The sequence below is a fragment of the Brevundimonas vesicularis genome (assembly GCF_014204545.1).
Taxonomy (GTDB): Bacteria; Pseudomonadota; Alphaproteobacteria; order Caulobacterales; family Caulobacteraceae; genus Brevundimonas; species Brevundimonas vesicularis_B.
The window spans coordinates 194,345-217,273 of the sequence record NZ_JACHLJ010000001.1 but is presented as its reverse complement, the minus strand read 5'-3'; the positions used below and the strand labels follow the sequence as shown (position 1 = coordinate 217,273).

Genomic DNA, 22,929 nt, shown 5'->3' with positions numbered 1-22,929 from the left:
AAGAGCTGTCGCGATGCGCTCAACTTCATCAGACACAAACGCCTGCGCCCCAGAGATCACACTGGCCGCAGCGAAGGCGGCCGTGATCGCCGCGGAAATGCAGGCGACCGAGATCGGCGTCCGCGCCACCGTCGTTGTGCTTGATCGGGGCGGCGAACAGGTCGCCATGGCGCGCATGGACGGCGCCTGGCCCGGCGCCTTCGATCTCGCCCTCGGCAAGGCGCAGACCGCCAGGTCGTTCCACGCTCCGTCCGCCGCCTTCGTCTCCCTTATCCAGCCGGGGGCCAACCTATTCGGCATCGGGACCGCTTGCGCCGGAAAATACGTCATTCTGCCCGGCGGGCTCCCAATCCGCGTCTCAGGACATGTCGTCGGCGCCATCGGGGTCAGCGGCGGAGACACTGACCAGGACGCCGCCATCGCCCTTGCGGCGCTCGGGACCTTTTGACCTTTTGACCTGACTATCCCACCGCCCATCGACTAAGTTCAAGCACCAAGCCAAGGGCAGACTTTCGGAAGGTCAACAGCGAGTCATTCGGACCTTGAGAACGAACCAGAGCTTATGCCTCCCTGCCACGCTCTACCACCCTACGGCTACGGGATCGCCATGCCCCAACCCTAAAGTTAGTATCGCCTCTCACCAACGAAGCCTCTCGTCAGAGGCCGCACCCGCATGCCCTCCCCTTCACTCCCACTCGATCGTCCCCGGCGGCTTGGACGTCACGTCGTAGACGACGCGGTTGACGCCGCGGACCTCGTTGATGATGCGGGTGGCGGTCTTGGACAGGACGTCCCACGGGAACTGGTAGAAGTCGGCGGTCATGCCGTCGGTGGAGGAGACGGCGCGCAGGGCCAGGACCTTTTCATAGGTGCGGGCGTCGCCCATGACGCCGACGGTCTTGACGGGCAGCAGAACGGCGAAGGCCTGCCAGATCTTGTCGTAGAGGCCGGCCTTGCGGATCTCGTCCAGATAGATGGCGTCCGCCTGTTGCAGGGTCTCGACGGCGTCCGGCGTGATCTCGCCGGGGATGCGGATAGCCAGGCCCGGTCCGGGGAACGGGTGGCGACCCACGAAGGCGTCGCTGAGCCCCAGTTCGCGACCCAGAGCGCGGACCTCGTCCTTGAACAGCTCGCGCAGAGGCTCGACCAGCTTCAACTTCATATAGTCGGGCAGGCCGCCGACATTGTGGTGGCTTTTGATCACGTGGGCCTTGCCGCTGGACGAGGAGACGCTCTCGATCACGTCGGGATAGAGGGTGCCCTGGGCCAGGAACTCGGCGCCCTCGATCTTGGCGGACTCGCGATCGAACACTTCGATGAACAGCCGGCCGATGGTCTTGCGCTTGGTTTCGGGGTCGGAAATCCCGGCCAGTTCGCCGAGGAATTCCTTCGACGCATCAACATGCACCAGCGGGATGTTGTAGTGTTCGCGGAACAGGTTCGTGACCTGGGTCGCCTCGTCCTTCCTCAACAGGCCGGTGTCGACGAAGACGCAGGTCAGCTGATCCCCGATGGCCTCATGGATCAGGACGGCGGCGACCGAGCTATCGACGCCGCCGGACAGGCCGCAGATCACCTTGGCGTCGCCGACCTGTTCGCGGATCTGGGCGATCTTCTCGTCGCGATAAGCGGCCATAGTCCAGTCGCCCTTCAATCCCGCGACCCCGTGGGTGAAATTCTTCAGCATCTGATGGCCGCGCGGCGTGTGCATCACCTCAGGGTGGAACTGCACGCCGTAGAAGCGGCGGGTCTCGTCGGCGATCACCGCATAGGGCGAACCCTCGGATGAGGCCACCACGTCGAAGCCTTGCGGAATGGCGACGATCTTGTCGCCGTGGCTCATCCAGACCTCTTCGTTCTCGCCAACGGGGGCCAGGTCGGCCAGCAGGGGCGAGGCCTTCTGGACGGTGATCTCGGCGCGGCCGAACTCGCGCGTGTGGCCGCCCTCGACCTTGCCGCCCAGCTGCTCGCACATCGTCATCTCGCCGTAGCAGATGCCCAGAACTGGCACGCCCGCCTCGAAGACGCCCTGCGGCGCGCGGGGACTGCCCTCTTCATGCACGCTCTCGGGACCGCCCGACAGGATGATGGCCGCCGGATTCATGGCCGCAAGAGCGGCTTCCGCCTTCTGGAACGGATGGATCTCGCAATAGACGCTGGCCTCGCGCAGGCGCCGCGCGATCAGCTGCGTCACCTGGCTGCCGAAGTCGACGATGAGGACCTTTTGGTGGTCTTGCGGCGTGGTCATGGCGTGATCGAATCCGGGGCAGGAAGATGGGCGGGGTCTTGGCGGGGCGGGGCCGATATTTCAAGGGCGGGCAGCTCAAGAGCGGCGGGGCCGTCGGCCTTCAGCAAGGCGATCAGCCGATCCAAGGCGGCCGCCAGGTTCTCGTCCACATGATGCAGGGTCGAGGTCCAGTCCTCCAACGCCGTCAACTCGGCGCGCCCGTCCGACACGCCGCGTAGGGCGATCAGGGGCACGTCGAAGGTCTGGGCGGCGCGGACCAGCGCCCAGGTCTCCATGTCCACCATCTCGGCGTCGATGCCGTCATAGGCGGCGCCGGACACGACGTTCGCACCCGTAGACAGCGTCGCGGTCGGCACGCCGGGGATCGGGCAAGGCAAAGACAGGACGGCGGGCTGGTCCAACAGGGGCGTCACGCCCTTCGAAAAACCGAGCGGGCTGGCGTCCATATCGCGATAGGCGACGGACGCGGCCTGATAGACCGCCGCATGATCCAGCACCCGCGACCCACACGAGCCCAGCGATACGATCAGATCTGGCAGCCCGCCCGCCGCCTCCAGCCGCGCCAGGGCGGCGCTCAGGCTCACGGCGGCCTCCACCGGACCGACGCCGGTCATCAACGGCGCGATCCGGGCCTTAAGGTGCAGGCCGTATTCAGCAGGCGCGGCCATGACGTAGAGCAGCGACACCCCGCCATGCCGCGCCAGCTTCATGCCGCGCGCTCGTAGACGGCGGCGAAGAAGCCGTCAGTGTCGGCCGAGGCCGGCGACAGGCGCAGCCGCGCCCCGGACGCCAGCTCGGCAAACTTAGCGCGAGCTGCCGGCGTCAAAAATCCTCCCCCGTCCACGGGGGAGGGGGACCGCGAAGCGGTGGAGGGGGCGGACACCTCCCCGGCGCCGGAACTGCGTTCGCCCCCTCCACCACGCTGCGCGTGGTCCCCCTCCCCCGCTTCGCGGGGGAGGATCGGAACGGGCCGGAACTCTGGATGCAAAGCCTCGAAGGCGTCCACGCTGGCTTCGTTCTCGCGCGCCAGCATCGAACAGGTGACATAGACCAGTCGGCCGCCCGGCTTCACCAGCTTGGTCGCTTGGCTCAAAATCCGCACCTGCAGACCGTGCAGCTTTTCGACCTCTTCGGCAGTCAGACGCCAGGCGTCCTCGGGGCGGCGACGCCAGGTGCCGGACCCCGAACAGGGCGCATCGACGAAGACCAGATCCGCCTGCCCGTTCAGGTCTTCCAGGCCACCGCCGTTCTGACCGATCAGGACCAGTTCCGCCTCGACGCCCGCGCGCTGTAGCCGAGGACGGATGTTCTCCAGCCGCTTGTTGACGACGTCGGAGGCGACCAGCCTGCCTTGCGCCGTCATCGCCTGGGCCAGACCCAGGGTCTTGCCGCCGCCGCCGGCGCAGTAATCCACCACCGCCATGCCGGGTTGCGCCCCAGCCAGCCAGCAGACGACCTGACTGCCTTCGTCCTGGATTTCGAACCGGCCGGCCTTGAAGCCTTCCAGCGCCTGGATGTTGGGCGGCGGTTCCGACGGCACGCGCAGGCCGACGGCCGACCAGGGCGTGCGCGAAACGTCCAGGCCGGCGGCCTTCAGCTCGGCCTCGACCTCATCGACCGTGGCGGCCGCATCGTTGACGCGCAGGTCGATCGGCGCGCGCGGCGCCATCAGGGCGTGGGCTTCCTCGGCCCAGCGATCGCCGAAGGTGGCTTTGAAATCCTCGACCACGAACTCGGGCAGGCCGGCGGCGACCCAGCCCGGCAGTTCGCCCTGCCCCGCCGTGATGCGGCTGCGCTCCTGTTTGGACAGCGGGCGCGGACCATAGCCGTCGCCCGAATGCAGGGCCTCGATCTCTTCCAGCGACAGGCCGTCGATGGCGTGCAGCGAACCGATGACCAGGGCCCGGCCGTCCTCGCGCCCGCCCATGATCCACGACAGGCGGCCGCGCGCGCGCAGCACCTTATAGACTCGGTCGGCGATGGCGCGTCGGTCCTTGGACCCGGCGTACCGGTTGGCGGTGCCCCAGGCCTTCATGACGGCCTCGGCCGGTTGGCGGCCCTGGGCGATGGAGTCCAGGACGGAGGCGGCGGCGGCGAGGCGAGCGGCTGGAGTCAATTCAGGCTTTCATACGAAGAACAGGGACGCCAGGACCATGACAAGTCCCGCAAGCGAGACCACCCAGACCAGCGACCGGACATAGGGAACGCCAAAGGCGTAGAACGGCACATAAACCACCCGCGCCCAGAAATAGAGCGCCGCGCCCCACACCGTCAGGGCGCTGGACGCGCCGATGACATGGGCGATCAGCACCGCGCCGATGAACAGCGGCAGGGTCTCGTACAGATTGGCCTGGGCGCGTTCGAGACGACCGGTCAGCGGCTTCTTCGCCTCCGGCGTCTCGTCGCGCGGACCCGCATTCCATTTCGAGCCGAACTCGGCCGTCCGCGCCCCGGCGGGCAGGAAGATCTGAACCAGGGCCAGGATCAGCGTCAGGGCCAGATAGGTGAGTTCGGTCGTCAAGGTCGCCTAACCCTGCCGATAGTTGGGCGCTTCACGCGTGATCATCACGTCGTGGACGTGGCTTTCACGCAGACCCGCGCCGGTGATGCGCACGAAGCGGGCGCGTTCCTGGAACTCCGGGATCGTGCCGGCGCCGACATAGCCCATCGAGGCGCGAAGGCCGCCGACCATCTGGTGCAGGACCGGGCTGATCGGCCCCTTGTAGGGCGTCTGACCCTCGATGCCCTCGGGCACCAGCTTCTCGGACGAGACTTCCTTCTGGAAATACCGATCCGCCGAGCCGCGCGCCATGGCCCCGACCGAGCCCATGCCGCGATACGATTTGTAGCTGCGGCCCTGGTACAGGAAGACCTCGCCGGGGCTTTCGTCGGTGCCGGCGAACATCGAGCCCATCATGGCCACGTTGGCGCCGGCCGCGATGGCCTTGGCCAGGTCGCCCGAATATTTGATGCCCCCGTCCGCGATGACCGAGGCGCCCGTGCCCTTGGCCGCGCGCGCTGAGTCCATCACCGCCGTCAGCTGCGGCACGCCCACGCCGGCGACAATGCGGGTGGTGCAGATGGAGCCGGGACCGATGCCCACCTTCACCGCATCCGCGCCTGCGTCGATCAGGGCCCGCGTCGCATCATAGGTGGCGACATTGCCGGCGATGATCTGCAGCCGGTTGTTCTCGCGCTTGATCCGCTCGACGACCTGGGCGACCGAGGCCGAGTGCCCATGGGCGGTGTCGATCACCACCACGTCGCAACCCGCTTCGGCCAGCGCCATGGCGCGCTCGTATCCGGCGTCGCCGACGGTGGAGGCTGCGCCGACCAGCAGGCGACCCTGCTCGTCCTTGGCGGCGTTGGGGAAGGCCTGGGCCTTCTCGATGTCCTTCATGGTGATCAGGCCGACGGCCCGATAATCCTCGTCCACCACGATGACGCGTTCGATCTTGCGGGTCTTCAGCAGCTCGCGCGCCTCGTCGCGGCTGGCGCCCTCGCGGACCGTGATCAGGTCGCCCGTGGTCATCAGCGAGGCGGCGGTGACGTTCAGGTCGCTCTCGAAGCGCATGTCGCGGTGGGTCAGCATGCCGACCAGCTTGCCCGTCGCCGGATCCACGACGGGGAAGCCGGTGATCTTCTTGCGCGCCACGATCTCGCGCACTTCGCCCAGCGTCGTCTGCGGGCCGACCGTCACCGGATTGACCACCATCCCGCTCTCATAGCGTTTGACGGCGCGGACCTCGTCGGCCTGCTCCTCGATGGTCATGTTGCGGTGCAGAACGCCCAGACCGCCGGACTGGGCCATGGCGATGGCCAGACGGCTTTCCGTCACCGTGTCCATGGCGGACGACAGCAGCGGGATGTTCAGTTTGATGTCGCGCGTCAGCTGGGTCGAGACATCGACCATCGCCGGCATGAACTCGGATGCGCCGGGTTCCAGCAAAACATCGTCGAAGGTCAGTCCTTCGCGTATCTCCATAGGGAGTCTCCGTTTTGCGGGCCGCGTATAACGGGATGCGGGGGTCGGGGGCAAGGCCGATTGCGGTTATAGGCCCGATAGATTTTATTGCTTTGCAACCCGCAGGGCCGCTCACCATTCTCTCCGCATGGTCGGCGTCATCCTCAGCACCGCGCGCAAACTGGCTCTGAAGATCGCCAGCTATGGCGTCATGCACCTGATCGTCGCCATCCTGGTCGCCTTCGTCATCACCCGCGACTGGCGCATCGCCCTGGCCGTCGGCATGGTCGAGCCGATCTTTCAGACCATCGCCTACACCGTCCACGACCGCGTCTGGCACAAGGTCGAGCGGCGTCGCATGGCCTCCAATATCGAGGAAGCGACCGAGGCCTTTACCGCCCGCCTCGACATCATGTCGCCCGAGGAACAGCGCCGCTCGCACGACGCCCATCACGGCCACAGCCACACCCTGCCCCGGTCGTTCAAACAGATCGCGCTGAAGACCGTGACCTATGGCGTCATGCACTTCGCCGTGGCGGTTGCCGTCGCCTACGCCCTGACCAACAACATCCGCACGGCGCTGACCATCGGCATGGTCGAGCCCTTGGTCCAAACGCTCTTCTTCACCCTGCACGACCGCATCTGGTCCCGCATGGAGGACCGTAGGGCCCGCGCGAGCGCAGCCGCCGCCTGACGCGTCAGCGCTTGTTCAGCGCGACCAGAAACACCTCGGCGCTGTCCTTGCGGCTCGACGCCGGCTTGACGTATTTCACCGTTTCGAACTCTTCGCGCAGCCGCGCCAGAACCCCGCCGGCGTCCCCGCCCTGGAAGTTCTTGGAGACGAAGTTTCCGCCCGGCCGCAACGTGCGGATGGCGAAGTCGGCGGCGATCTCGATCAGGGCGATGATCTTCAAATGGTCCGTCTGGCGATGGCCGACCGTATTGTGCGCCATGTCCGACAGCACCAGGTCCGGCGCCCCGCCGATGGCGTCGATCAGCTGCTGGTCCACGCCCGGATGGGTGAAATCGGCCTGAAGCAGGGTCGCACCCGGGATCGGCGCGATCATCAGCAGGTCCACGCCCGCCACCGCGCCCGCACCCCGGTTCAAGGCCACCTGAACCCAGCCGCCCGGCGCCGCGCCCAGGTCGATGACCTTCGAGCCGCGCTTGATCAGCCGGAACTTGTCGTCGATCTCGATCAGCTTGAACGCCGCGCGCGAGCGCCAGCCCTCGGCCCGCGCTTTTTCGGACCATTTGTCCGACAGCTGGCGTTTGATCCATTGCTGGCTCGACATCGACTTGGTGTCGGCCGTCTTCATCTTGGTGCCCATGCCGCGTCCGGCGGCGGTTCCGCCAGTGGGCGGTTTCACCATCCGGCGGCGTTCCTGGGGCTTTTCGTCTTCGCTCATCGTTCCCACATAGCCCCGACCGGCGTTGCGGGCTATGTCCCGCCTCAAATCAACCCAAAGAGGACGACCGACATGGCCGACACCCTGACCTTCACCCTGGACACCGGCGACGGCGAAGCCCGCGACGTGGTCATCAAGCTGCGCCCCGACCTGGCCCCCGGCCACGTCGAACGCATCACCGAGCTGGCCAAGGAAGGCTTCTACGACGGCGTGGTCTTCCACCGCGTGATCCCGGGCTTCATGGCCCAGGGCGGCGATCCGACCGGCACCGGCACCTCGGGTTCCAAGAAGCCGAACCTGAAGGCCGAGTTCTCGGCCGAGCCGCACGTGCGCGGCGTCTGCTCGATGGCTCGCACCTCGGACCCCAACAGCGCCAACTCGCAGTTCTTCATCGTCTTCGACGACGCCACCTTCCTGGATCGCCAGTACACCGTCTGGGGCCAGGTCGAATCGGGCATGGAACACGTCGACGCCCTGCCCAAGGGCGAGCCGCCGCGCAGCCCCGGCAAGATCGTCAAGGCGACGGTCAACTAAAGCGAAAGCGGCAGAGTTGGACTTCGTCCAACTCGGATTAGATTTCGCGCAACGAGAATGTGCGCAATCTTGACGTTTCTCGATGATGGCTTTCAGTTGCAGCGCTGAGCCATCGTCGGGGGACGACATTGCGCATTCTTCTGGTCATCGAGCCGTCCGGCGGCGGCTCGGGGCGTCATGTGGTCGATCTGGCCCACCCCCTGATCGGAAGCGGCCATCAGGTGTACCTGATCTGGTCGCCGCGCCGCGCCGAGCCCTGGTTCGAGGCCGGGGTCGCCGCTCTGCCCCTCCACGCCAATGAACGCCTGCCTATGCGACGCCGCGTCGGACCGTGGGACGTCGCCGCCCTTCACGCCCTGAACCGCCTGATCGCCCGCCTCGGCCCGTTCGAGATCGTTCACGGCCACAGCGCCAAGGCCGGCGCCCTGGTCCGCCTGGCCCACGCGCCCGGCGCCGCCAAGATCTACACCCCTCACGCCCTGCCGATGATGGGCCCGGCCAGCCCGGCGACGATTGTTGCAGGCGCGGCCGAGGCGCTTTTGGCCCGGTCCGGCGACGCCATCATCTCCGAGGAAGAGGCCGCTGTCGCCCGTCGCTGGGGGCTCGGCGGAAACCGCTTGCACATCGTCCCCAACGGCCTGGCCGCTCCGCCCGCCAACGATCGTCTCGCAGCCCGCCAGACCCTCGGCGTTCCCGAAGACGCTTTGGTCGTTGGCTTCGTCGGCCGGCTTTGCGCCCAGAAAGATCCGGTCCGTTTCGCTCAGGCCGTTCACCGAGCGAACGCCATCGATCCGCGCATCATCGGCGTCATGATCGGCGATGGCGATCTGGCCCCGTCGGTCAGGACCGCCGGCGGCGACGCACTCCGTCTGCTGGGCGCACGCGACGCGGGGCCGCTGATGGCGGGCTTCGATCTGTTCGCCATGACCAGCCGTTACGAGGCCGATTCCTACGCCATGATTGAGGCGGCCGCCCTAGGCCTGCCCATCGTCTGCACCGACGTCGGCGGGATCGCGCGCCTGACCCAGACCGGCGCGCGCATCGACCGCCTGCCCGTCGACGCCTCGCCCGATCATCTGGCCGAGGCGATGCGCGCCGCGCTGGCCAGCCGCGTCGTTCCCCTGCCGATCGCGCCGGGCCTGCTGTCCGCCACACGCATGGCCGACCAGACGGTTCGGATCTACCGCGACGCCTTTGCCCGCCGACGCCTGGGTGGCTAAGCCAGTCTTCATCAACGGCCGCTTCCTGACCCAGCCGATGAGCGGGGTTCAGCGCTATGCGCGTCAGATCGTGCACGCCCTGGACCAGCGCCCCGGCGCCGCCGACCGCTACGTCCTGTTGACGCCGCCCGGCGCCAATAGCCTGAACCTGCTCAACATCCCGACCCGCACGATCGGGCGCGCAGGTGGCCATCTTTGGGAACAGACTGCCCTAGCCTGGACCGCGCGCCATGGTCGGCTGCTTTCCTTAGCGGGTTCGGGTCCGGTGCTGCACCGGCGGCAGATCGTCGTCATCCACGACGCCGCCGTCTTTCGTCATCCTGAGCATTTCCGAATAGGCTACGCCGCCTTCCACCGCGCCCTGAACAGGATCCTGGCACGCCGGGCGCGACTGGCGACCGTCTCCGACTTCTCTCGCCGCGAGTTGGCCTCGGTCCTGAACCTGTCACCCGACAGCATCACTGTCGCCCCGAACAGCGCCGACCATCTTCGCATCATCACGCCAGACCCAGCCGTCATCGAACGCCTCGGTCTGACGACCCGCCCCTACTTCGTAGCACTGGGTAATCTGACGCCGAACAAGAACCTCGCCGTCGCCATCCAAGCCCTGTCCCATCTTGCCGACCCCGCCATTCGGCTGGTCCTCATCGGCGACCGGCCCGGCGCAGTCTTCGACCGTTCCGCCTTCCCGGCCGACCCGCGCCTGATCTTCGCCGGCCGTCGCTCGGACACCGAAATCGCCGCCCTGCTCGGCGGGGCGCAGGCCCTGGTCTTTCCCAGTCTGTACGAAGGGTTCGGCATCCCGCCGCTGGAGGCGATGACCCTCGGCTGTCCGGTCATCGCCTCCGACATCCCACCAACGCGCGAGGTCTGCGCCGACGCCGCCCTCTATTTCGATCCCGTGAACGACGCAGCCCTGGCTGCCCATATGGCTGAATTGCTCAGCCCACCGGATGACGCTCGCCGCGACGCCGGCCTTCGCCGCGCCGACCGTTACGCCTGGTCCGGCTCGGCCGAAATCATCGAAGACCTTCTGCTCAGCACCTGACGATAGACGGCCCTGTGCGCCTCGACGATCGACGCCTCGGTCCAGGCCGACGCACCGACCGCCGCAAAACGCCAGCGCTCCGGCTGGTCCACAGCCGCCTGCATCGCCGCGGTGAGCGCACCCGCATCCCCCGGTTCCACCAGCGCTGACATGCCTGCGCCCTGCGCCGCCTCCGGCAATCCGCCGATGCGTGAGGCGATCACGCCCCGTCCCTGCTGAACCGCCTCCGCGACGCTGCGTCCGAACGGCTCGGCCCACACCGCCGGCGCGACCAGCACATCCACCCTCGGCCAGAACGCCTCCGCCTCCACCTGCCCCAGCCAGACGATGCGCGGATCATCGTACGTCCGCCTCAAGGCCTGCAAGCAGTCCGCCTCGCCCCGACCGCCGATCATCAGCCTCCAGTCGCCAGCCAACCCTCTCGTCGCCGCCAGCAGAACCTCGTTCCCCTTTTCCGGTTCGATCCGCCCCAGATACCCGAACCGCATCGTCGGCGCTTCGGCCAGCGATGGTTTCGGCGCGATCGCCGCCACACCCGCCGCATTGCCGATCACCGACCCTGGCGTCCGCCGAAAATACCCTTCCGCCCGATGCGTCTCCAGTACCGGCCGGCTCAGGCCGATGACATGATCCACCCCCTGTGATCGCGCCCGCTTGCCCGCCGTCAGCAACACGCACGATCCACACCGCCGGTCGCATCGCCGTCCGCGCCGAAACAGCGATGCCCGCGCGCACAGCATCGACCAGTCCCTCAGCGTCTGCACCATCGGCAGGTCTCGCCGCGTCGCCGCGCGATAGACCGACAGCGAAAACCCCGTCGTCAGGTGCAGGTGGATCAGATCCGGCCGCACCCGCGCGACCGCGCGATCCACCTGATCATCCATCAGCGAATTGGCCGCCTCCAGCCCATGCCAGATCGCCTGCCGGAACGCCGGCCGCCGCGCGCCGTCATAGGGCCAGTACAGATTTCGCAGCGGCAGCCGCTGCACGGGGACGCCGTCGATCCGCTCGTTCACCGTTTCGCGCCCCGGCTTCAGCGTCAGCACCGACGCTTCCACGCCGGCCCGCGTCAACCCTTGGGCCAACTGCGCCACGCTTCGTTCCGCCCCGCCGACCTGCGCCGGCGGATACAGGGTGTTGACGATCAGCACCCTCACGGCGCCAGCGGCCTTCGCCACGCCAGGGCGCCGACCAGACAGCACAGGAAGACCATCCCCGCCCCCTGCGTCAGGTCCTCTCCGAACATCGCCGCCAGTACATAGACCGACAGCGGCGTCAGCGCGTCCAGCCGCACCGCAGACGCCAGATGCAGCCCCAGCAGCACCAGCGCGCTCACCACGCCCGCCGTCCGCGCCGTGAACAGATAGCCGTTGTGGCTGACCGACAGCGCCCGGAACGCCCCCATCTCGTCCGCCGACGACCACCCCGTCCCCATGGGGTGCTCCACGACCAGATCGACGGTCCGCCGCCAGGTCAGCATCCGTCCGGCCAGATTGTCCCGCAGCGCCGCCCCGTCGAACCGCCCCGCAAACCGGCCGCCGTCGAGGTCAGACCGCCCCGCCTGCAAAGCCGCCACGCCCGCCGCCAGCACGCAGACCGCCAGCACCATTGCCAGCGGTCGAGCCCGCTCGCGCCATCGCCAACCGACGAGCATCCTCGCCAGCCCCGCCAGCATCGCAGCCATCATGCCTCCCCGCGACAGGGTGCTGACGAACCCCAGAACCGCCACGCCGACGCCGCCCCACGTCGTCCCGCGCCGCGCCCAGCGCCGCCCCGCCGCCATCATGCCGGCCGGGACCGCCAGTCCGATCATCGCCATCGCCGCATTCGGATGCTCGGCCAGGGTCGTCAGACGCACCTGAGCGGCCGTCGTGGTCACCATTGCGCGCGGCGACGCCAGCCCCAGGGCCTGCAAAGGCTCCAGGCCTACCTGCATAGCCAGCCCGTAGGTCGCCAGGTGACAAGCTGCGCCTATCAGCACGGCCCAGAGGAACAGCCGCCGCCGTCGCTCGTCCCTCAGGATCAGGCTCGCCGCAGCCGGCGCCGCCAACGCCGAGGCGATCCACCGAAACCAGAAGGCCGCATCCCCGATGTTCAGCCGGTCTCCGCCCTGCGCGGCCTGCACCAGCAGCGTCATCGCCAGAAACCCCGCCGCGACCACGCCCGCCACCCTCAGAACCGGCGCCATGCCTCGCCACGTCATACCTGCGAGCGGCAAGGCGACGATCAGCGCCAGATCGCCCAGCCGCGGCCCGCTGACCTGCCCCGGCGTCAGAAACAGCGGCAAGGTCACGCCCAGGCCCAGCAAGCCCAACGCCAGCCGCTCATAGGCCGCGCGCACCTGCGACCAGCGCACCGTTCGGCGCCGCGATGCGCTCAGGACGGCCTGCAATGCTCGACCTCGGGATCGAACCGCGCCCCGTCCACCACGCCCGCGACCAGCACCCCGGCCTTTCGCCAGCGTCCGCTCAGCGCCAGCCGCCCCGCCAGCCTTAGCCTCGAGGCGGCATAGCGCAGCGCCGAGCGCCGTCCCTCGTGCCGCCGCTTGGCCAGGATGACGTTGCGCGTCAGATAGCGATGCAGCCGCTCGCGCCGCGCATCCGGCTCGGTCTCGATGGTCAGCCGTCCCGGCGCCGCGCGCACATGCTCGACGCGGCTGGCCGCGACCAGATAGCCCGGCTCGTCGCGCGACAGCCGCAGCGTATATTCCGTATCGTCGCCCCAGATGAACATGGGCGCCAGCGGCAGGCCGTGCCGCATCACCGCCGCCCGGCTGACCAGAACCGACACGAACGTCGCCTGCCGCACCGGTATCATTCCCTGCTCCAACCGCTCGCCCCAATCGGGGTAGCCCAAGACATTCCACCGCCGGTCGATCTCGGGCGTATTGGTCAGATGCCCCTCAGGCGACCTCACGCTGGAACACAGGAAGGCCGGAACGACGCCCTCATCCGCCAGCGCCGCTTCCGCCGCCAGCAAGGCCTCCAGCGCATCCGGCGCCGCCAGCACGTCGTCGTCCATCAGCCAAACCCGGTCGGCCCCCGCCTCGATCGCCGCGCGGATGCCGGCGTTGAAGCCGCCCGCCCCGCCGGTGTTGATCGGCATCCGCACCACCATCGCCTGCCCCGCCCAGGCGTCAGCCAGCATCTCGGCGGTGCCGTCGTCGCTGGCGTTGTCGACCACCACCACCCCGTCGCAATGCCGCGTCTGGGCGATCAGATGCGCCAGACATTGCTCCAGCAGGGCGCGCCGGTTCCACGTCACCACCACGGCCCACACCGACGCCCTCATGCCGCCATCCGGGCGATGGCCGGCGCCAGCGATTTCTCGACCAGGCTCAGCGCCCGCCCGACCGCCTGGTCCATGTTGTAGTACTGAAAATCGGCCAGCCGCCCGGCGAACCACACCTTCCCCGCCAGCGTCGCCGCCATCGCGCGATACTCCCCCGCCAACGCGCGCGACGTTTCCGTCAGGATCGGATAATAGGGGTCGTTCACGCCCGCCTCATAAGCCATCGGATATTCAATCACCGTCGCCGTCGTCGGCCCGCCCTCGCCGGTCAGGTGGCGGAAATCGGTGATGCGCGTGAAGTCGAAGTCGCTGGGATAGTTGACCGTCCCGACCGGCAGACCGTCCTCGGCATCCACGACCTGATGGTCGAACCGCACGCTGCGATAGGGCAAGCCCCCAATCGACCGGCCGAAATAGTCGTCCAGCGCGCCGCAATAGACCATCCGGTCCCACGCCCCCGCCCCCACCTGCTCCATCGGCGTGTTCAGCGACACCGTGATGTTCGGATGGTCCAGCATCCGCTCAAACAGCGCCCCATAGCCGTCGCGCGGCATGGCCTGATGGCGGTCGACGAAATAGCGGTCGTCCCGGCTGACCGCGATCGGCACCCGCGCGGTGACCGAGGCGTCCAGCGCCTCGACCGGCAGCCCCCACTGTTTGGCGGTGTATCCGGCGAACACCTTGTCGAAGACATAGTCGCCCAACCGCCTCAGATCCGGATCGTCCCCCGCCTGTCGCAGGTCATGGATGCTGGGCTGCCCCCCGAAACCAAACCGCTTGACCAGGGCCTGCGTCATCCGCCCAGCCATCGCTGTGGGAAACAACGTCTCGATCGAACCCAGATTGAACGGCAGCGGCACCAACTGTGCGTCCACCTGCCCCTGGACCCGATGGGCGTATTGCCGCCATGCTGTGAACTGGCTCAGATAGTCGAAGATGCGCGCGCTGTTGGTGTGAAACACGTGCGGGCCATAGGGATGGATCAGCCGTCCGCCCACATCGCGCCGGTCGTGCGCATTGCCGCCGACATGGTCGCGCCGGTCGATCACCAGCACGCTCTGGTCCAGCCCGCGCGCCAGCCGTTCGGCGACCACCGCCCCGGTGAAACCGGCGCCGACGATCAGCCAGTCATATCGCCGGGACATCGCGCCTCCCGCCGGTCTGGAACAGCGCGCCCCAATGCGCCCTCAACCCGATCACACACGCCGCGACCACCGCCCCCTCGCCGATGATCCGCGCGCGCGCCATGCCGACCGCGCCAAGGCCGGGCGCTAACACCACCGCCGGCCCCAGCGTAGCGACACAGCCCAGGGCCACGATCAGCGCGAACCGTCCATCCATCCGCAGCGGGTTCATCAGATGCAGCCCCAACACCTGGCTGACGGCCACCAGCGGCAACACCCAGGCCAGAAGACGCAGCACCTCGACGGCCCCCGCAAACCCCGGCCCGAACAACAGTCTGATCAGCAGCGGCGCTGCCAGCGTCAGTCCCGCCGCCAGCAGCATGAACGCCCCTGTCGAGGCGGCCAGCGTCCACCGCGCCGTGCGAAACGCCGCCGCCTGATCCTGTCCCAGCAGTCCGGCGATCCGGGGCGCAATCAGGCCCGCCAGCGGCCGCATCAGCGATCCGGACGCCGCGACCAGCCGGTCCGCCGCCCCGTACAGCGCCGCCTGCGCCGGCCCGGCCAGCGCCGCGACCACCAGAACGCCCGCCCCCGTATAGGCGACGATGACCGCTCGACTGGCGAACAGTGGACCGCCCTGGATCAGGGCGCGCCTCACAAAGCCCCGCTCCGGCGCTTGAACCCTCTGCCGTCGCAACAACAGGATGCCGGTCGCGACCAAGCCGGCCCAGACACCGCCCGCCTGGACGGCCATCACGCCGCCGACGGTCAGACCGGGCATCGCCAGAACGACGCCCGTCGCGGCCAAGGCGAAGCCAACCTCCAGCATCGCTGCCAAACCGGGACCGCGAATGCCCTGAAAGAACCACAGCAGGCTGGCCCCCTGCCCGATCCCCAGCACGACCGCCATGGCCACGACGCTGCTCGCCCCTTCCAGAACTGGATTGAAGGCCGCCAGACCGACGCCGACCGCAGCGGCGGGCAGGATCAGCACGCCGCGCATCGCCAGGGCCTGACCGACCAGGACGCCGCGCCCTTCGACGGCTCCGGCGACGTCGCGCGGCCCCGAAAGCGACTGCCCATAATCCACGACCACCGACACGACCAAGGCCAGGGCGATGGCCGAGGCGAACACCCCGAACCCTTCCAGCCCCAGGCGTCGCGTCAGAACCGGATAGAGCAGTAGCGGCGAGACATAGCGGGCGACGTGCGCGCCATAGGCCCAGCCCACATCGGCCGCGCCGCGCGCCGACATCAATCGATGCCTGCCATCCCCCAACTGCCGCCCCCGCGATCAACCCTGGCGCGAGCTTTAGACACGCGCAGCTGCAATCGCAAGCGCGGGCTCAGCCGGGCTGTTTAGCCGAGACGGCCCTCGGCCCAGCGCGCGGCGAAATAGCCGCCGGTCGCCGACAGCATCGTCAGGGTCGTGCCCCAGATCAGGTCGATGATCGTCAGCTTGGTCTGCCATACCGCCAGCGTCGCCTGATTGGTCAGGTCGTAGGTGGCGTAGGCGACGAAGCCCAGCACCGCCCCGTTGATCGCCGCCCGCGTCCAGTTCCCCTCCTTCAGGGCCGGCGCGATCGCCAGGAACACCGTCCCGGCGATGGAGATCAGATAGAAGGCCACCGCCGCCTTCATGTCCGGCTTGTCGGCCATGATCGGCCCGATGACGGGCTTATACAGCCGGTTGGTCATGGTCGTCAGCCAGACGAAATCGATGGCAGCAAAGGTCAGGCCGGCCCCAAGATAGGCCGCGACATATTTGATCATCCTCGTCTCCCTTAAGCCGGCTTCAATCGATAGTGGCTGACCGCCCAGGTGCGGCCCTCGTCGTTTCCGAACAGACCGGCCGTCGCCAGGTAGAACCGCCGCCAGCGACGGGTCCAAAGCTTGGCGTCGTCGCCATAGGTCTCACGCATCAACACCGCGATCCGCGGGGCGTTCCGGTCCATGTTCGCCAGCCAGTCATTGGCGGTCTTCGCATAGTGACCGCCGTTCCAGGTCCATTCCTGCTCGACCGCGAACAGGTCGGTAAACTGCCGGATCAGGCCGTGGCTGGGCATGACGCCGCCGGTGAAGAAGTGCTGGGCGATGAAGTCGCCGCTGTCGGTATGGTCGAACCGATAGGGCGCGTTGCGGTGCGTGAAGACGTGGATGAACATGCGTCCGTCCGGCGTCAGCCAGCGTCTCGCCTTGGTCAGCAGGGCGCGCCAGTTGGCCATATGCTCGAACATCTCCACCGAGACGATGCGGTCGAACCGCTGCTTGGTGTCGAAGGCGTTCATGTCCTGGGTGATGACCGTCAGATTGGTCAGGCCCCGCGCCGCCGCCTGGGCTTCAATATGGCCGCGCTGGCCGTGGCTGTTCGACACCGCCGTGATCTTCGAATTCGGATAGGTCTCGGCCATCCACAGCGACAGCGAGCCCCAGCCGCAGCCCATTTCCAGAATCGTCTGACCGTCCTTCAGATCGGCATGGGCGCAGGTCTCGGCCAGCGCCGCCTCCTCCGCCTGATCCAACGTCTCGCGACCCGTGGGATAGAGGCAGCAGGAGTATTTCAGCCGCTTGCCCAGGCACAGCTGGAAAAACTCGGGCGGCAGTTCGTAATGCTGCTGGTTCGCCGCATCCGTATGTTCGGCGATGGCGCGCTGGGCCATTTCGCGCGCAAAGGCCGCCTCGTCGTGCGGCCCGTCGCGATCCAGACGCTTCCTGGCCTCCGTCACCAGGCTGTCGATCGCCGGACGCGTCACGAAGTCCGGGAACGGCGCGTCCTGAAGCTGGCGAATGGCGACATTGGTCAGGTTCATCGGCGTCCTCGATCGTCGGATCTTGCTGCAGGCTTGACTGCAATACGACGCCTCGCCCCTGATGGATGCCTGCCCCCTTGAACCCGATCCCAAGGATGCCGACATCAGTCGCCCGCGCCGACCGATTCCGAAGAAAGTGCACCAATTGCACCCTCTTTTTCGAAACTGGCTCGCCGTCGATTCAGACGAATTAGACGAATTAGACTCTGTTTTTCGTCTTCACCGTCTGAAATCGCCGCGTCGGATCGACGCCGCGTCTTGCCCCCCGCCCGCCCCCGCGTTAGGCGTGGTCAAAAGCCGATATTCATCAGGCAGTGAAAAAAGGGAGAGCGATGGGAAAGATCTACGCTGACGTCACGTCCGCGCTGGAGGGCCTGACCTTCGACGGCATGACGGTCATGTCCGGCGGCTTCGGCCTGTGCGGCATCCCCGAGAACCTGATCGCCGCCCTGCGCGACAGCGGCGTCAAGGGCCTGACGGTCATCTCCAACAACGCCGGCGTCGACGGCTTCGGCCTGGGCCAACTGCTGGGCACTCGCCAGATCGCCAAGATGATCTCGTCCTACGTCGGCGAGAACAAGGAGTTCGAACGCCAGTATCTCGCCGGCGAGCTGGAGCTTGAGTTCAACCCCCAAGGCACCCTGGCCGAGCGCATCCGCGCCGGCGGGGCGGGCATTCCCGCCTTCTTCACCGCCACTGGCGTCGGCACCCTGGTCGCCGAGGGCAAGGAGGTTCGCAACTTCAACGGCCGTGACTACGTCATGGAAACGGGCCTGGTCGCCGACCTGTCCATCGTCAAGGCCTGGAAGGCCGACGAGCGCGGCAACCTGGTGTTCCGCAAGACGGCCCGCAACTTCAACCCCATGATGGCCACGGCCGGCAAGGTCACGGTCGTCGAGGTCGAGGAGATCGTCCCCGTCGGCTCGCTCGATCCCGACCACATCCACACGCCCGGCGTCTATGTCGACCGCCTGGTCCAGACCGTTTCCGAAAAGCGCATCGAGCAGCGCACCGTCCGTCAACGTGCCGCCGGCGCCGCCGCCGGATCGGAGGTCTGATCATGCCCCGCACCCGCGAACAACTCGCCAAACGCGCCGCCCAGGAACTGCAGGACGGCTTTTATGTGAACCTGGGCATCGGCATCCCGACTCTGGTCGCCAACTACATCCCCGCCGGCATGACCGTGACCCTGCAATCCGAGAACGGCATGTTGGGCATGGGGCCCTTCCCCTATGACGGCGACGAGGATCCCGACCTGATCAACGCCGGGAAACAGACGATCACCGAGATCCCGGAGTCGTCCTACTTCTCCAGCGCCGACAGCTTCGCCATGATCCGCGGCGGCCACATCAACCTGTCCATCCTGGGCGCGATGGAAGTGGCCCAGAACGGCGACATCGCCAACTGGATGATCCCCGGCAAGCTGGTGAAGGGCATGGGCGGCGCCATGGACCTGGTCGCGGGCGTGAAGCGCGTCGTCGTCGTCATGGAGCACGCCAACAAGCACGGCCAGTCCAAGGTGCTGAAAGCCTGCACCTTGCCTCTGACCGGCACCGGCGTCGTCAGCCGCATCATCACCGACCTGGCCACCTTCGACGTCAAGTCGGACGGCGCGGGCCTCGAGCTGATCGAACTGGCCGACGGCGTCACCCTCGACGAAGTCGCCGCCAAGACCGAGGCGGCATACAGCGTCGCACCGGGCTTGCAGGCCGCCTGATTGCCCTGCGTCGCCTCGGCTTACCGGGGCGGCGCGGGCTCCAGCCGGCGATAGGCGGCGCTCACAAAGGCCATCGTCAGCGGAGCCTGAAAGCCCGTCAGCACGACGGCGAAGACGATCCAGCCCGCCGTCCCCGATAGCAGCCCCGCGCCCCACAGCAACACCAGCGCGATCTTCGGCGCCGCCGTAACGACAAGTCCGACCAGCAGGGGCCAGAAGCCGCCGCGCGCAATGCTCATGCTCTGCAGCGACACCATCTGTCCGCGCCCGATCGTCGCCGGCGCGAACAGGGACAGGCGCACCGCGAAGGCGATCACGGCGAAGAGGGCGAAGGCCGTGACGACCGCCAGCAGGGTCAACTTCCACGCCGGTCCCACCGCGGCCCACTGGCGCATCTCGATAGCCCGGGCGTTCAACTCGGCCATGCCGAACACCGCCAACAGGACCAGGGCCACGACCGACAGGATCATGGCGAGAAAGATCGCGCATAGCAGGCCCGCGCCCAGCAGCCGCACCTCCGGTCGACCGAACTGCAAACCAACCGGCCCCAGGCCCAGTCGTCGCGCCCCGGCCAGATCGTCGGTGATGGCGATCCGCGCCAGCGCGCCCGCCAGCACCAGGGTCGACGCCAGAGCGCACGCCGCCCAGATCAGGCCCGCTGCGCCCGCCGCCAGCGGCTTGAGGCTCCAGACCACGGCCGCCAGCACGATCGCGCCGCAAGCCCCTCGCCACAGGCGAGGCAGGGCGTGGGCCGCCGCCGACAGCGTCTCGCTCAGTCGCAAAATCCGATGCTCGCTCAATCTACGCCCCCGATGACCGGCGGCGGATATAGCAGGGGGCCATGACACCACGCCACCCGCCCGCTAGAAGGCCGCGATGAGCGCTTCCCCCTCTCCTTCCCCCATCCACGTCATCGGCGGCGGCCTGGCCGGCTCCGAGGCCGCCTGGCAGATCGCCCAGGCCGGCGTGCCCGTCGTCCTGCACGAGATGCGCGGCGTGCCTGGCGTCAAGACTGACGCCCACCACACCGATGGCCTGGCCGAGCTGGTCTGCTCCAACTCCTTCCGCTCGGACGACTGGCAGTTCAATGCGGTCGGCCTGCTGCACGCCGAGATGCGGGCGCTGGATTCGATCATCATGGCCTGCGGCGACATCAACCAGGTGCCGGCCGGCGGCGCCCTGGCTGTGGACCGCGACGCCTTCTCCCAAGCGGTGACCGCAAAACTGACCGCCCACCCCTTGGTCACCATCGTGCGCGAAGAGATCGCCGGCCTGCCGCCGCAGGAGTGGGACAATGTCATCGTCGCCACCGGCCCCCTGACCTCCCCTGCCCTGGCCGACGCCATCCTGAAGGCGACGGGCGAAGAGTCCTTGAGCTTCTTCGACGCCATCGCCCCCATCGTTCACGCTGATTCGATCGACTTCGACATCGCCTGGCGTCAGTCGCGTTATGACAAGGAAGGTCCGGGCGGCGACGCCGCCGCCTACGTCAACTGCCCGATGGACAAGGCCCAGTACGAGGCCTTTATCGACGCCCTGCTGAGTGGCCCGAAGGCCGAGTTCAAGGACTGGGAACACGTCCCCTATTTCGACGGCTGCCTGCCCATCGAGGTCATGGCCGAACGGGGTCGCGAGACCCTGCGTCACGGCCCGATGAAGCCGGTCGGCCTGACCAACCCGCGCGACCCGCTGGTCAAGGCCTACGCCATCGTCCAGCTGCGCCAGGACAATGCGCTGGGCACCCTGTTCAACATGGTCGGCTTCCAGACCAAGCTGAAGCATGGCGCGCAGGCCGAGGTCTTCCGCATGATACCGGGGCTTCAGAACGCCCAGTTCGCGCGGCTGGGCGGTCTGCACCGCAACACCTATCTGAACAGTCCCCAACTGCTGGACACGCAGCTGCGGCTGAAGGCCATGCCGCGCCTGCGCTTCGCCGGCCAGGTGACAGGGGTAGAGGGCTATGTCGAAAGCGCGGCCATGGGCCTGCTGACCGGCCGCCTGGCCGCCGCGCAAGCGCTGGGTCGTGACCTGGCCCCGCCGCCGCCCGAGACCGCCATGGGAGCCCTGGTCGAGCACATCACCGGCGGGCATCTGGCAGGATCCAAGTTCCAGCCGATGAACATCAACTATGGCCTGCTGCCGCCGCTCGAGGCGCCCAAGGTCGATGAGGCGGGCGTCAAGATTCCGCTGAAGGAACGCGGCCGGGCCAAGAAGCGCCTGATGAGCATCCGGGCGATGGAAAGCTTGAAGACCTGGCGCGACGCGGACTGATTTCTGAGGGCCGGGCCGCTCAGCGCAGCTTGGGCATACCCGGCCGGAACCCCAGCGTCATCACGCCCAGCAGGATGACGCCCACGCCCATAAGCACCCAGGCCTGGGTCAGGTCGGCCATGTGGTCGCGCAGCAGGCCGGCGCCCAACGGTGAAAGGCTGGCGATGATGTAGCCGCCCCCCTGGACGAAGGCGAGCAGATCGCCGGAGCGGCCGGGATCGTCGATCTGGTCCATCGCAAGGATCAGGCTGAGCGGGAAAATCGCGCCAATGCCGAGGCCCAGGACGATCACGATCGGCACGGCCATGCCGAGGGGCGCGACCACGAGCCCGGCCAAACCGGCCAAGGCCAGCATCAGCGCCGTCAAGATCGGTCCGCGCCGATCCGGAAAGCGCCCGATAGTCAATGACACCAGCAGGCCGGCCGTCACCTCCGCAGCCGTCATGCCGCTGAGCAGATAGCCGGCCGTCGCCCTCGGCTCACCCAGGTCGATGTAGAAGGGCGGCAGCCAGGCCAGCATCAATGTATAGGCCGAGGTCCCCAGGCCCATGATCAGGATCAGCCGCCACGCCCGCCCCTGGCGCCAGAAGGGCAGCTCCGGGTCCGTCGCCTCGACCACCGCGGCGCGGTTCGGCTCCTCAGCCGCAGGGTCGCGTGACGCCGCCAGCCAGACCAATGCGGCGACAAAGGCCGGCGCGCTCCACAGCGCCAGCGTCCCGGCCCAGCCGATCGTCTCGGCGAGACCGGCCGCCGTGGCCGCCGCGACGGCGGCGCCGCCCATGATGCCGGTGGTGTAGAGCGCCATGACCGTGCCGAACTGCGCCGGAAAGGCCCGTTTGATGACGACCGGCGCCAAGGCCTGGATTAAGGCGACGCCCACACCGACGACCACTGCGCTGGCATCAGGCCGGTCGCACCGGTCAACACCACCCGCAACAGGCAGGCCCCGCCGATCAGAAGCGCGCCTAGCAAGATCCCGCGCCGCTCGCCCAACCGCCGACGCAACGGGCGGATCGACAAGGCGCCCAGACCGATCATCAGCACGGGCAAGGTGGTCAGCAGGCTGGCGGCGGTCGATCCCATGCCCGTTGCGCCCTCGATCAGATCCAGCAGCGGGCCCACCGCCGCCATCGCCGGCCGCAGATTCAGCGCCAGGGCGACGATGGCCGCCAGCAACAGCAGCGACGCGCCGCGCGCGGGCGTGGCGTCAGATCGTGCGGTCATGGTGGGGGCTCCGACTGAAAATCACGCTAGTCTCCCGACCTCAAGTATCTCGATGAGCGGCCTGTCCCG

Annotated in this window: 24 protein-coding genes; 8 read left to right on the top strand and 16 right to left on the bottom strand. The window is 67.9% G+C overall.

The window, feature by feature from the left end; genetic code table 11:
* The first annotated feature begins 13 nt into the window (after positions 1–13).
* Entirely contained in the window at positions 14–448 is a 435-nt protein-coding gene (locus HNP47_RS01050; RefSeq protein ID WP_184277668.1) for a heme-binding protein, read from the top strand.
* A 237-nt stretch (positions 449–685) separates the two neighbouring features.
* Here the strand turns inward: HNP47_RS01050 and guaA are convergent, their stop codons facing one another.
* The 5 genes from guaA to guaB are packed head-to-tail and all read right to left on the bottom strand — an operon-like array spanning position 686 to position 6,233.
* Positions 686–2,248, bottom strand: coding sequence for a glutamine-hydrolyzing GMP synthase (gene guaA, locus HNP47_RS01045; protein ID WP_184277666.1), 1,563 nt, complete (start codon positions 2,246–2,248; stop codon positions 686–688).
* The gene (locus tag HNP47_RS01040; RefSeq protein ID WP_184277664.1) at positions 2,245–2,958 is read right to left on the bottom strand and encodes a 5'-methylthioadenosine/S-adenosylhomocysteine nucleosidase; all 714 of its coding nucleotides are present in this window, start codon (positions 2,956–2,958) and stop codon (positions 2,245–2,247) included. The genes guaA and HNP47_RS01040 overlap by 4 nt, the downstream gene beginning before the upstream one ends.
* Complete coding sequence (locus tag HNP47_RS01035; RefSeq protein WP_184277662.1) at positions 2,955–4,364, bottom strand: RsmB/NOP family class I SAM-dependent RNA methyltransferase; 1,410 nt, start codon at positions 4,362–4,364, stop codon at positions 2,955–2,957. The genes HNP47_RS01040 and HNP47_RS01035 overlap by 4 nt, the downstream gene beginning before the upstream one ends.
* A gap of 9 nt (positions 4,365–4,373) precedes the next feature.
* Positions 4,374–4,769 carry an MAPEG family protein gene (locus tag HNP47_RS01030; RefSeq protein WP_184277660.1) on the bottom strand — a complete coding sequence of 132 codons (396 nt, stop codon included), beginning with the start codon at positions 4,767–4,769 and terminating at the stop codon, positions 4,374–4,376.
* 6 nt (positions 4,770–4,775) lie between these two features.
* A complete protein-coding gene (gene guaB, locus HNP47_RS01025; RefSeq protein WP_066550937.1) occupies positions 4,776–6,233 on the bottom strand; it encodes an IMP dehydrogenase in 1,458 nt (485 codons plus the stop codon).
* Between the two features lie 127 nt (positions 6,234–6,360).
* Between guaB and HNP47_RS01020 the strand changes: the two genes are divergently transcribed.
* Positions 6,361–6,906, top strand: a complete 546-nt coding sequence (locus HNP47_RS01020; protein ID WP_184277657.1) for a DUF2061 domain-containing protein — start codon at positions 6,361–6,363, stop codon at positions 6,904–6,906.
* Between the two features lie 4 nt (positions 6,907–6,910).
* Here the strand turns inward: HNP47_RS01020 and HNP47_RS01015 are convergent, their stop codons facing one another.
* Entirely contained in the window at positions 6,911–7,621 is a 711-nt protein-coding gene (locus HNP47_RS01015; RefSeq protein WP_055753232.1) for an RlmE family RNA methyltransferase, read from the bottom strand.
* A 72-nt stretch (positions 7,622–7,693) separates the two neighbouring features.
* On the opposite strand from HNP47_RS01015, the gene HNP47_RS01010 reads away from it, so the two are divergent.
* The 3 genes from HNP47_RS01010 to HNP47_RS01000 all read left to right on the top strand — a co-directional run bounded on the left by HNP47_RS01010 (position 7,694) and on the right by HNP47_RS01000 (position 10,423).
* Positions 7,694–8,155, top strand: a complete 462-nt coding sequence (locus HNP47_RS01010; RefSeq protein WP_017504078.1) for a peptidylprolyl isomerase — start codon at positions 7,694–7,696, stop codon at positions 8,153–8,155.
* A 128-nt stretch (positions 8,156–8,283) separates the two neighbouring features.
* A complete protein-coding gene (locus HNP47_RS01005) occupies positions 8,284–9,375 on the top strand; it encodes a glycosyltransferase family 4 protein (protein WP_184277655.1) in 1,092 nt (363 codons plus the stop codon).
* Positions 9,368–10,423, top strand: a complete 1,056-nt coding sequence (locus HNP47_RS01000) for a glycosyltransferase family 1 protein (RefSeq protein WP_221414879.1) — start codon at positions 9,368–9,370, stop codon at positions 10,421–10,423. Before HNP47_RS01005 ends, HNP47_RS01000 begins: the two co-directional genes overlap by 8 nt.
* Here the strand turns inward: HNP47_RS01000 and HNP47_RS00995 are convergent.
* The 7 genes from HNP47_RS00995 to HNP47_RS00965 all read right to left on the bottom strand — a co-directional run bounded on the left by HNP47_RS00995 (position 10,369) and on the right by HNP47_RS00965 (position 17,648).
* Positions 10,369–11,601 carry a glycosyltransferase family 4 protein gene (locus HNP47_RS00995; protein WP_184277653.1) on the bottom strand — a complete coding sequence of 411 codons (1,233 nt, stop codon included), beginning with the start codon at positions 11,599–11,601 and terminating at the stop codon, positions 10,369–10,371. The genes HNP47_RS01000 and HNP47_RS00995 overlap by 55 nt on opposite strands.
* On the bottom strand, positions 11,577–12,815 hold the full coding sequence (locus tag HNP47_RS00990; protein WP_184277651.1) for an O-antigen ligase: 1,239 nt from the start codon (positions 12,813–12,815) through the stop codon (positions 11,577–11,579). Before HNP47_RS00990 ends, HNP47_RS00995 begins: the two co-directional genes overlap by 25 nt.
* Positions 12,800–13,714, bottom strand: coding sequence for a glycosyltransferase (locus HNP47_RS00985; RefSeq protein ID WP_184277649.1), 915 nt, complete (start codon positions 13,712–13,714; stop codon positions 12,800–12,802). The genes HNP47_RS00990 and HNP47_RS00985 overlap by 16 nt, the downstream gene beginning before the upstream one ends.
* Positions 13,711–14,859 (bottom strand): UDP-galactopyranose mutase, encoded by a 1,149-nt coding sequence (gene glf, locus HNP47_RS00980; protein WP_184277647.1) that lies wholly within the window; start codon positions 14,857–14,859, stop codon positions 13,711–13,713. Before glf ends, HNP47_RS00985 begins: the two co-directional genes overlap by 4 nt.
* Entirely contained in the window at positions 14,843–16,093 is a 1,251-nt protein-coding gene (locus HNP47_RS00975) for an oligosaccharide flippase family protein (RefSeq protein ID WP_184277645.1), read from the bottom strand. The genes glf and HNP47_RS00975 overlap by 17 nt, the downstream gene beginning before the upstream one ends.
* Positions 16,094–16,197: 104 nt before the next feature.
* Positions 16,198–16,611 carry a DUF2177 family protein gene (locus HNP47_RS00970; protein WP_184277643.1) on the bottom strand — a complete coding sequence of 138 codons (414 nt, stop codon included), beginning with the start codon at positions 16,609–16,611 and terminating at the stop codon, positions 16,198–16,200.
* 11 nt (positions 16,612–16,622) lie between these two features.
* Entirely contained in the window at positions 16,623–17,648 is a 1,026-nt protein-coding gene (locus tag HNP47_RS00965; RefSeq protein WP_184277641.1) for a cyclopropane-fatty-acyl-phospholipid synthase family protein, read from the bottom strand.
* 332 nt (positions 17,649–17,980) lie between these two features.
* Here HNP47_RS00965 and HNP47_RS00960 point away from each other — a divergent pair, with 332 nt between their 5' ends.
* Together HNP47_RS00960 and HNP47_RS00955 are read left to right on the top strand one after the other, a co-directional pair.
* Positions 17,981–18,706, top strand: a complete 726-nt coding sequence (locus HNP47_RS00960; protein ID WP_017504088.1) for a CoA transferase subunit A — start codon at positions 17,981–17,983, stop codon at positions 18,704–18,706.
* Between the two features lie 2 nt (positions 18,707–18,708).
* Positions 18,709–19,365, top strand: a complete 657-nt coding sequence (locus HNP47_RS00955; RefSeq protein WP_184277639.1) for a 3-oxoacid CoA-transferase subunit B — start codon at positions 18,709–18,711, stop codon at positions 19,363–19,365.
* Positions 19,366–19,385: 20 nt separating this feature from the next.
* Here HNP47_RS00955 and HNP47_RS00950 read toward each other — a convergent pair whose 3' ends face one another.
* Positions 19,386–20,165, bottom strand: a complete 780-nt coding sequence (locus HNP47_RS00950) for a hypothetical protein (protein WP_184277637.1) — start codon at positions 20,163–20,165, stop codon at positions 19,386–19,388.
* A 76-nt stretch (positions 20,166–20,241) separates the two neighbouring features.
* Here HNP47_RS00950 and trmFO point away from each other — a divergent pair, with 76 nt between their 5' ends.
* Positions 20,242–21,636, top strand: coding sequence for a methylenetetrahydrofolate--tRNA-(uracil(54)-C(5))-methyltransferase (FADH(2)-oxidizing) TrmFO (gene trmFO / locus HNP47_RS00945; RefSeq protein WP_184277635.1), 1,395 nt, complete (start codon positions 20,242–20,244; stop codon positions 21,634–21,636).
* A 19-nt stretch (positions 21,637–21,655) separates the two neighbouring features.
* Here the strand turns inward: trmFO and HNP47_RS00940 are convergent, their stop codons facing one another.
* Both HNP47_RS00940 and HNP47_RS16155 read right to left on the bottom strand, forming a co-directional pair.
* Positions 21,656–22,516 (bottom strand): MFS transporter, encoded by an 861-nt coding sequence (locus tag HNP47_RS00940; RefSeq protein ID WP_221414878.1) that lies wholly within the window; start codon positions 22,514–22,516, stop codon positions 21,656–21,658.
* Positions 22,501–22,860 carry a hypothetical protein gene (locus HNP47_RS16155; RefSeq protein WP_221414877.1) on the bottom strand — a complete coding sequence of 120 codons (360 nt, stop codon included), beginning with the start codon at positions 22,858–22,860 and terminating at the stop codon, positions 22,501–22,503. The genes HNP47_RS00940 and HNP47_RS16155 overlap by 16 nt, the downstream gene beginning before the upstream one ends.
* Between the last annotated feature and the right edge of the window lie 69 nt (positions 22,861–22,929).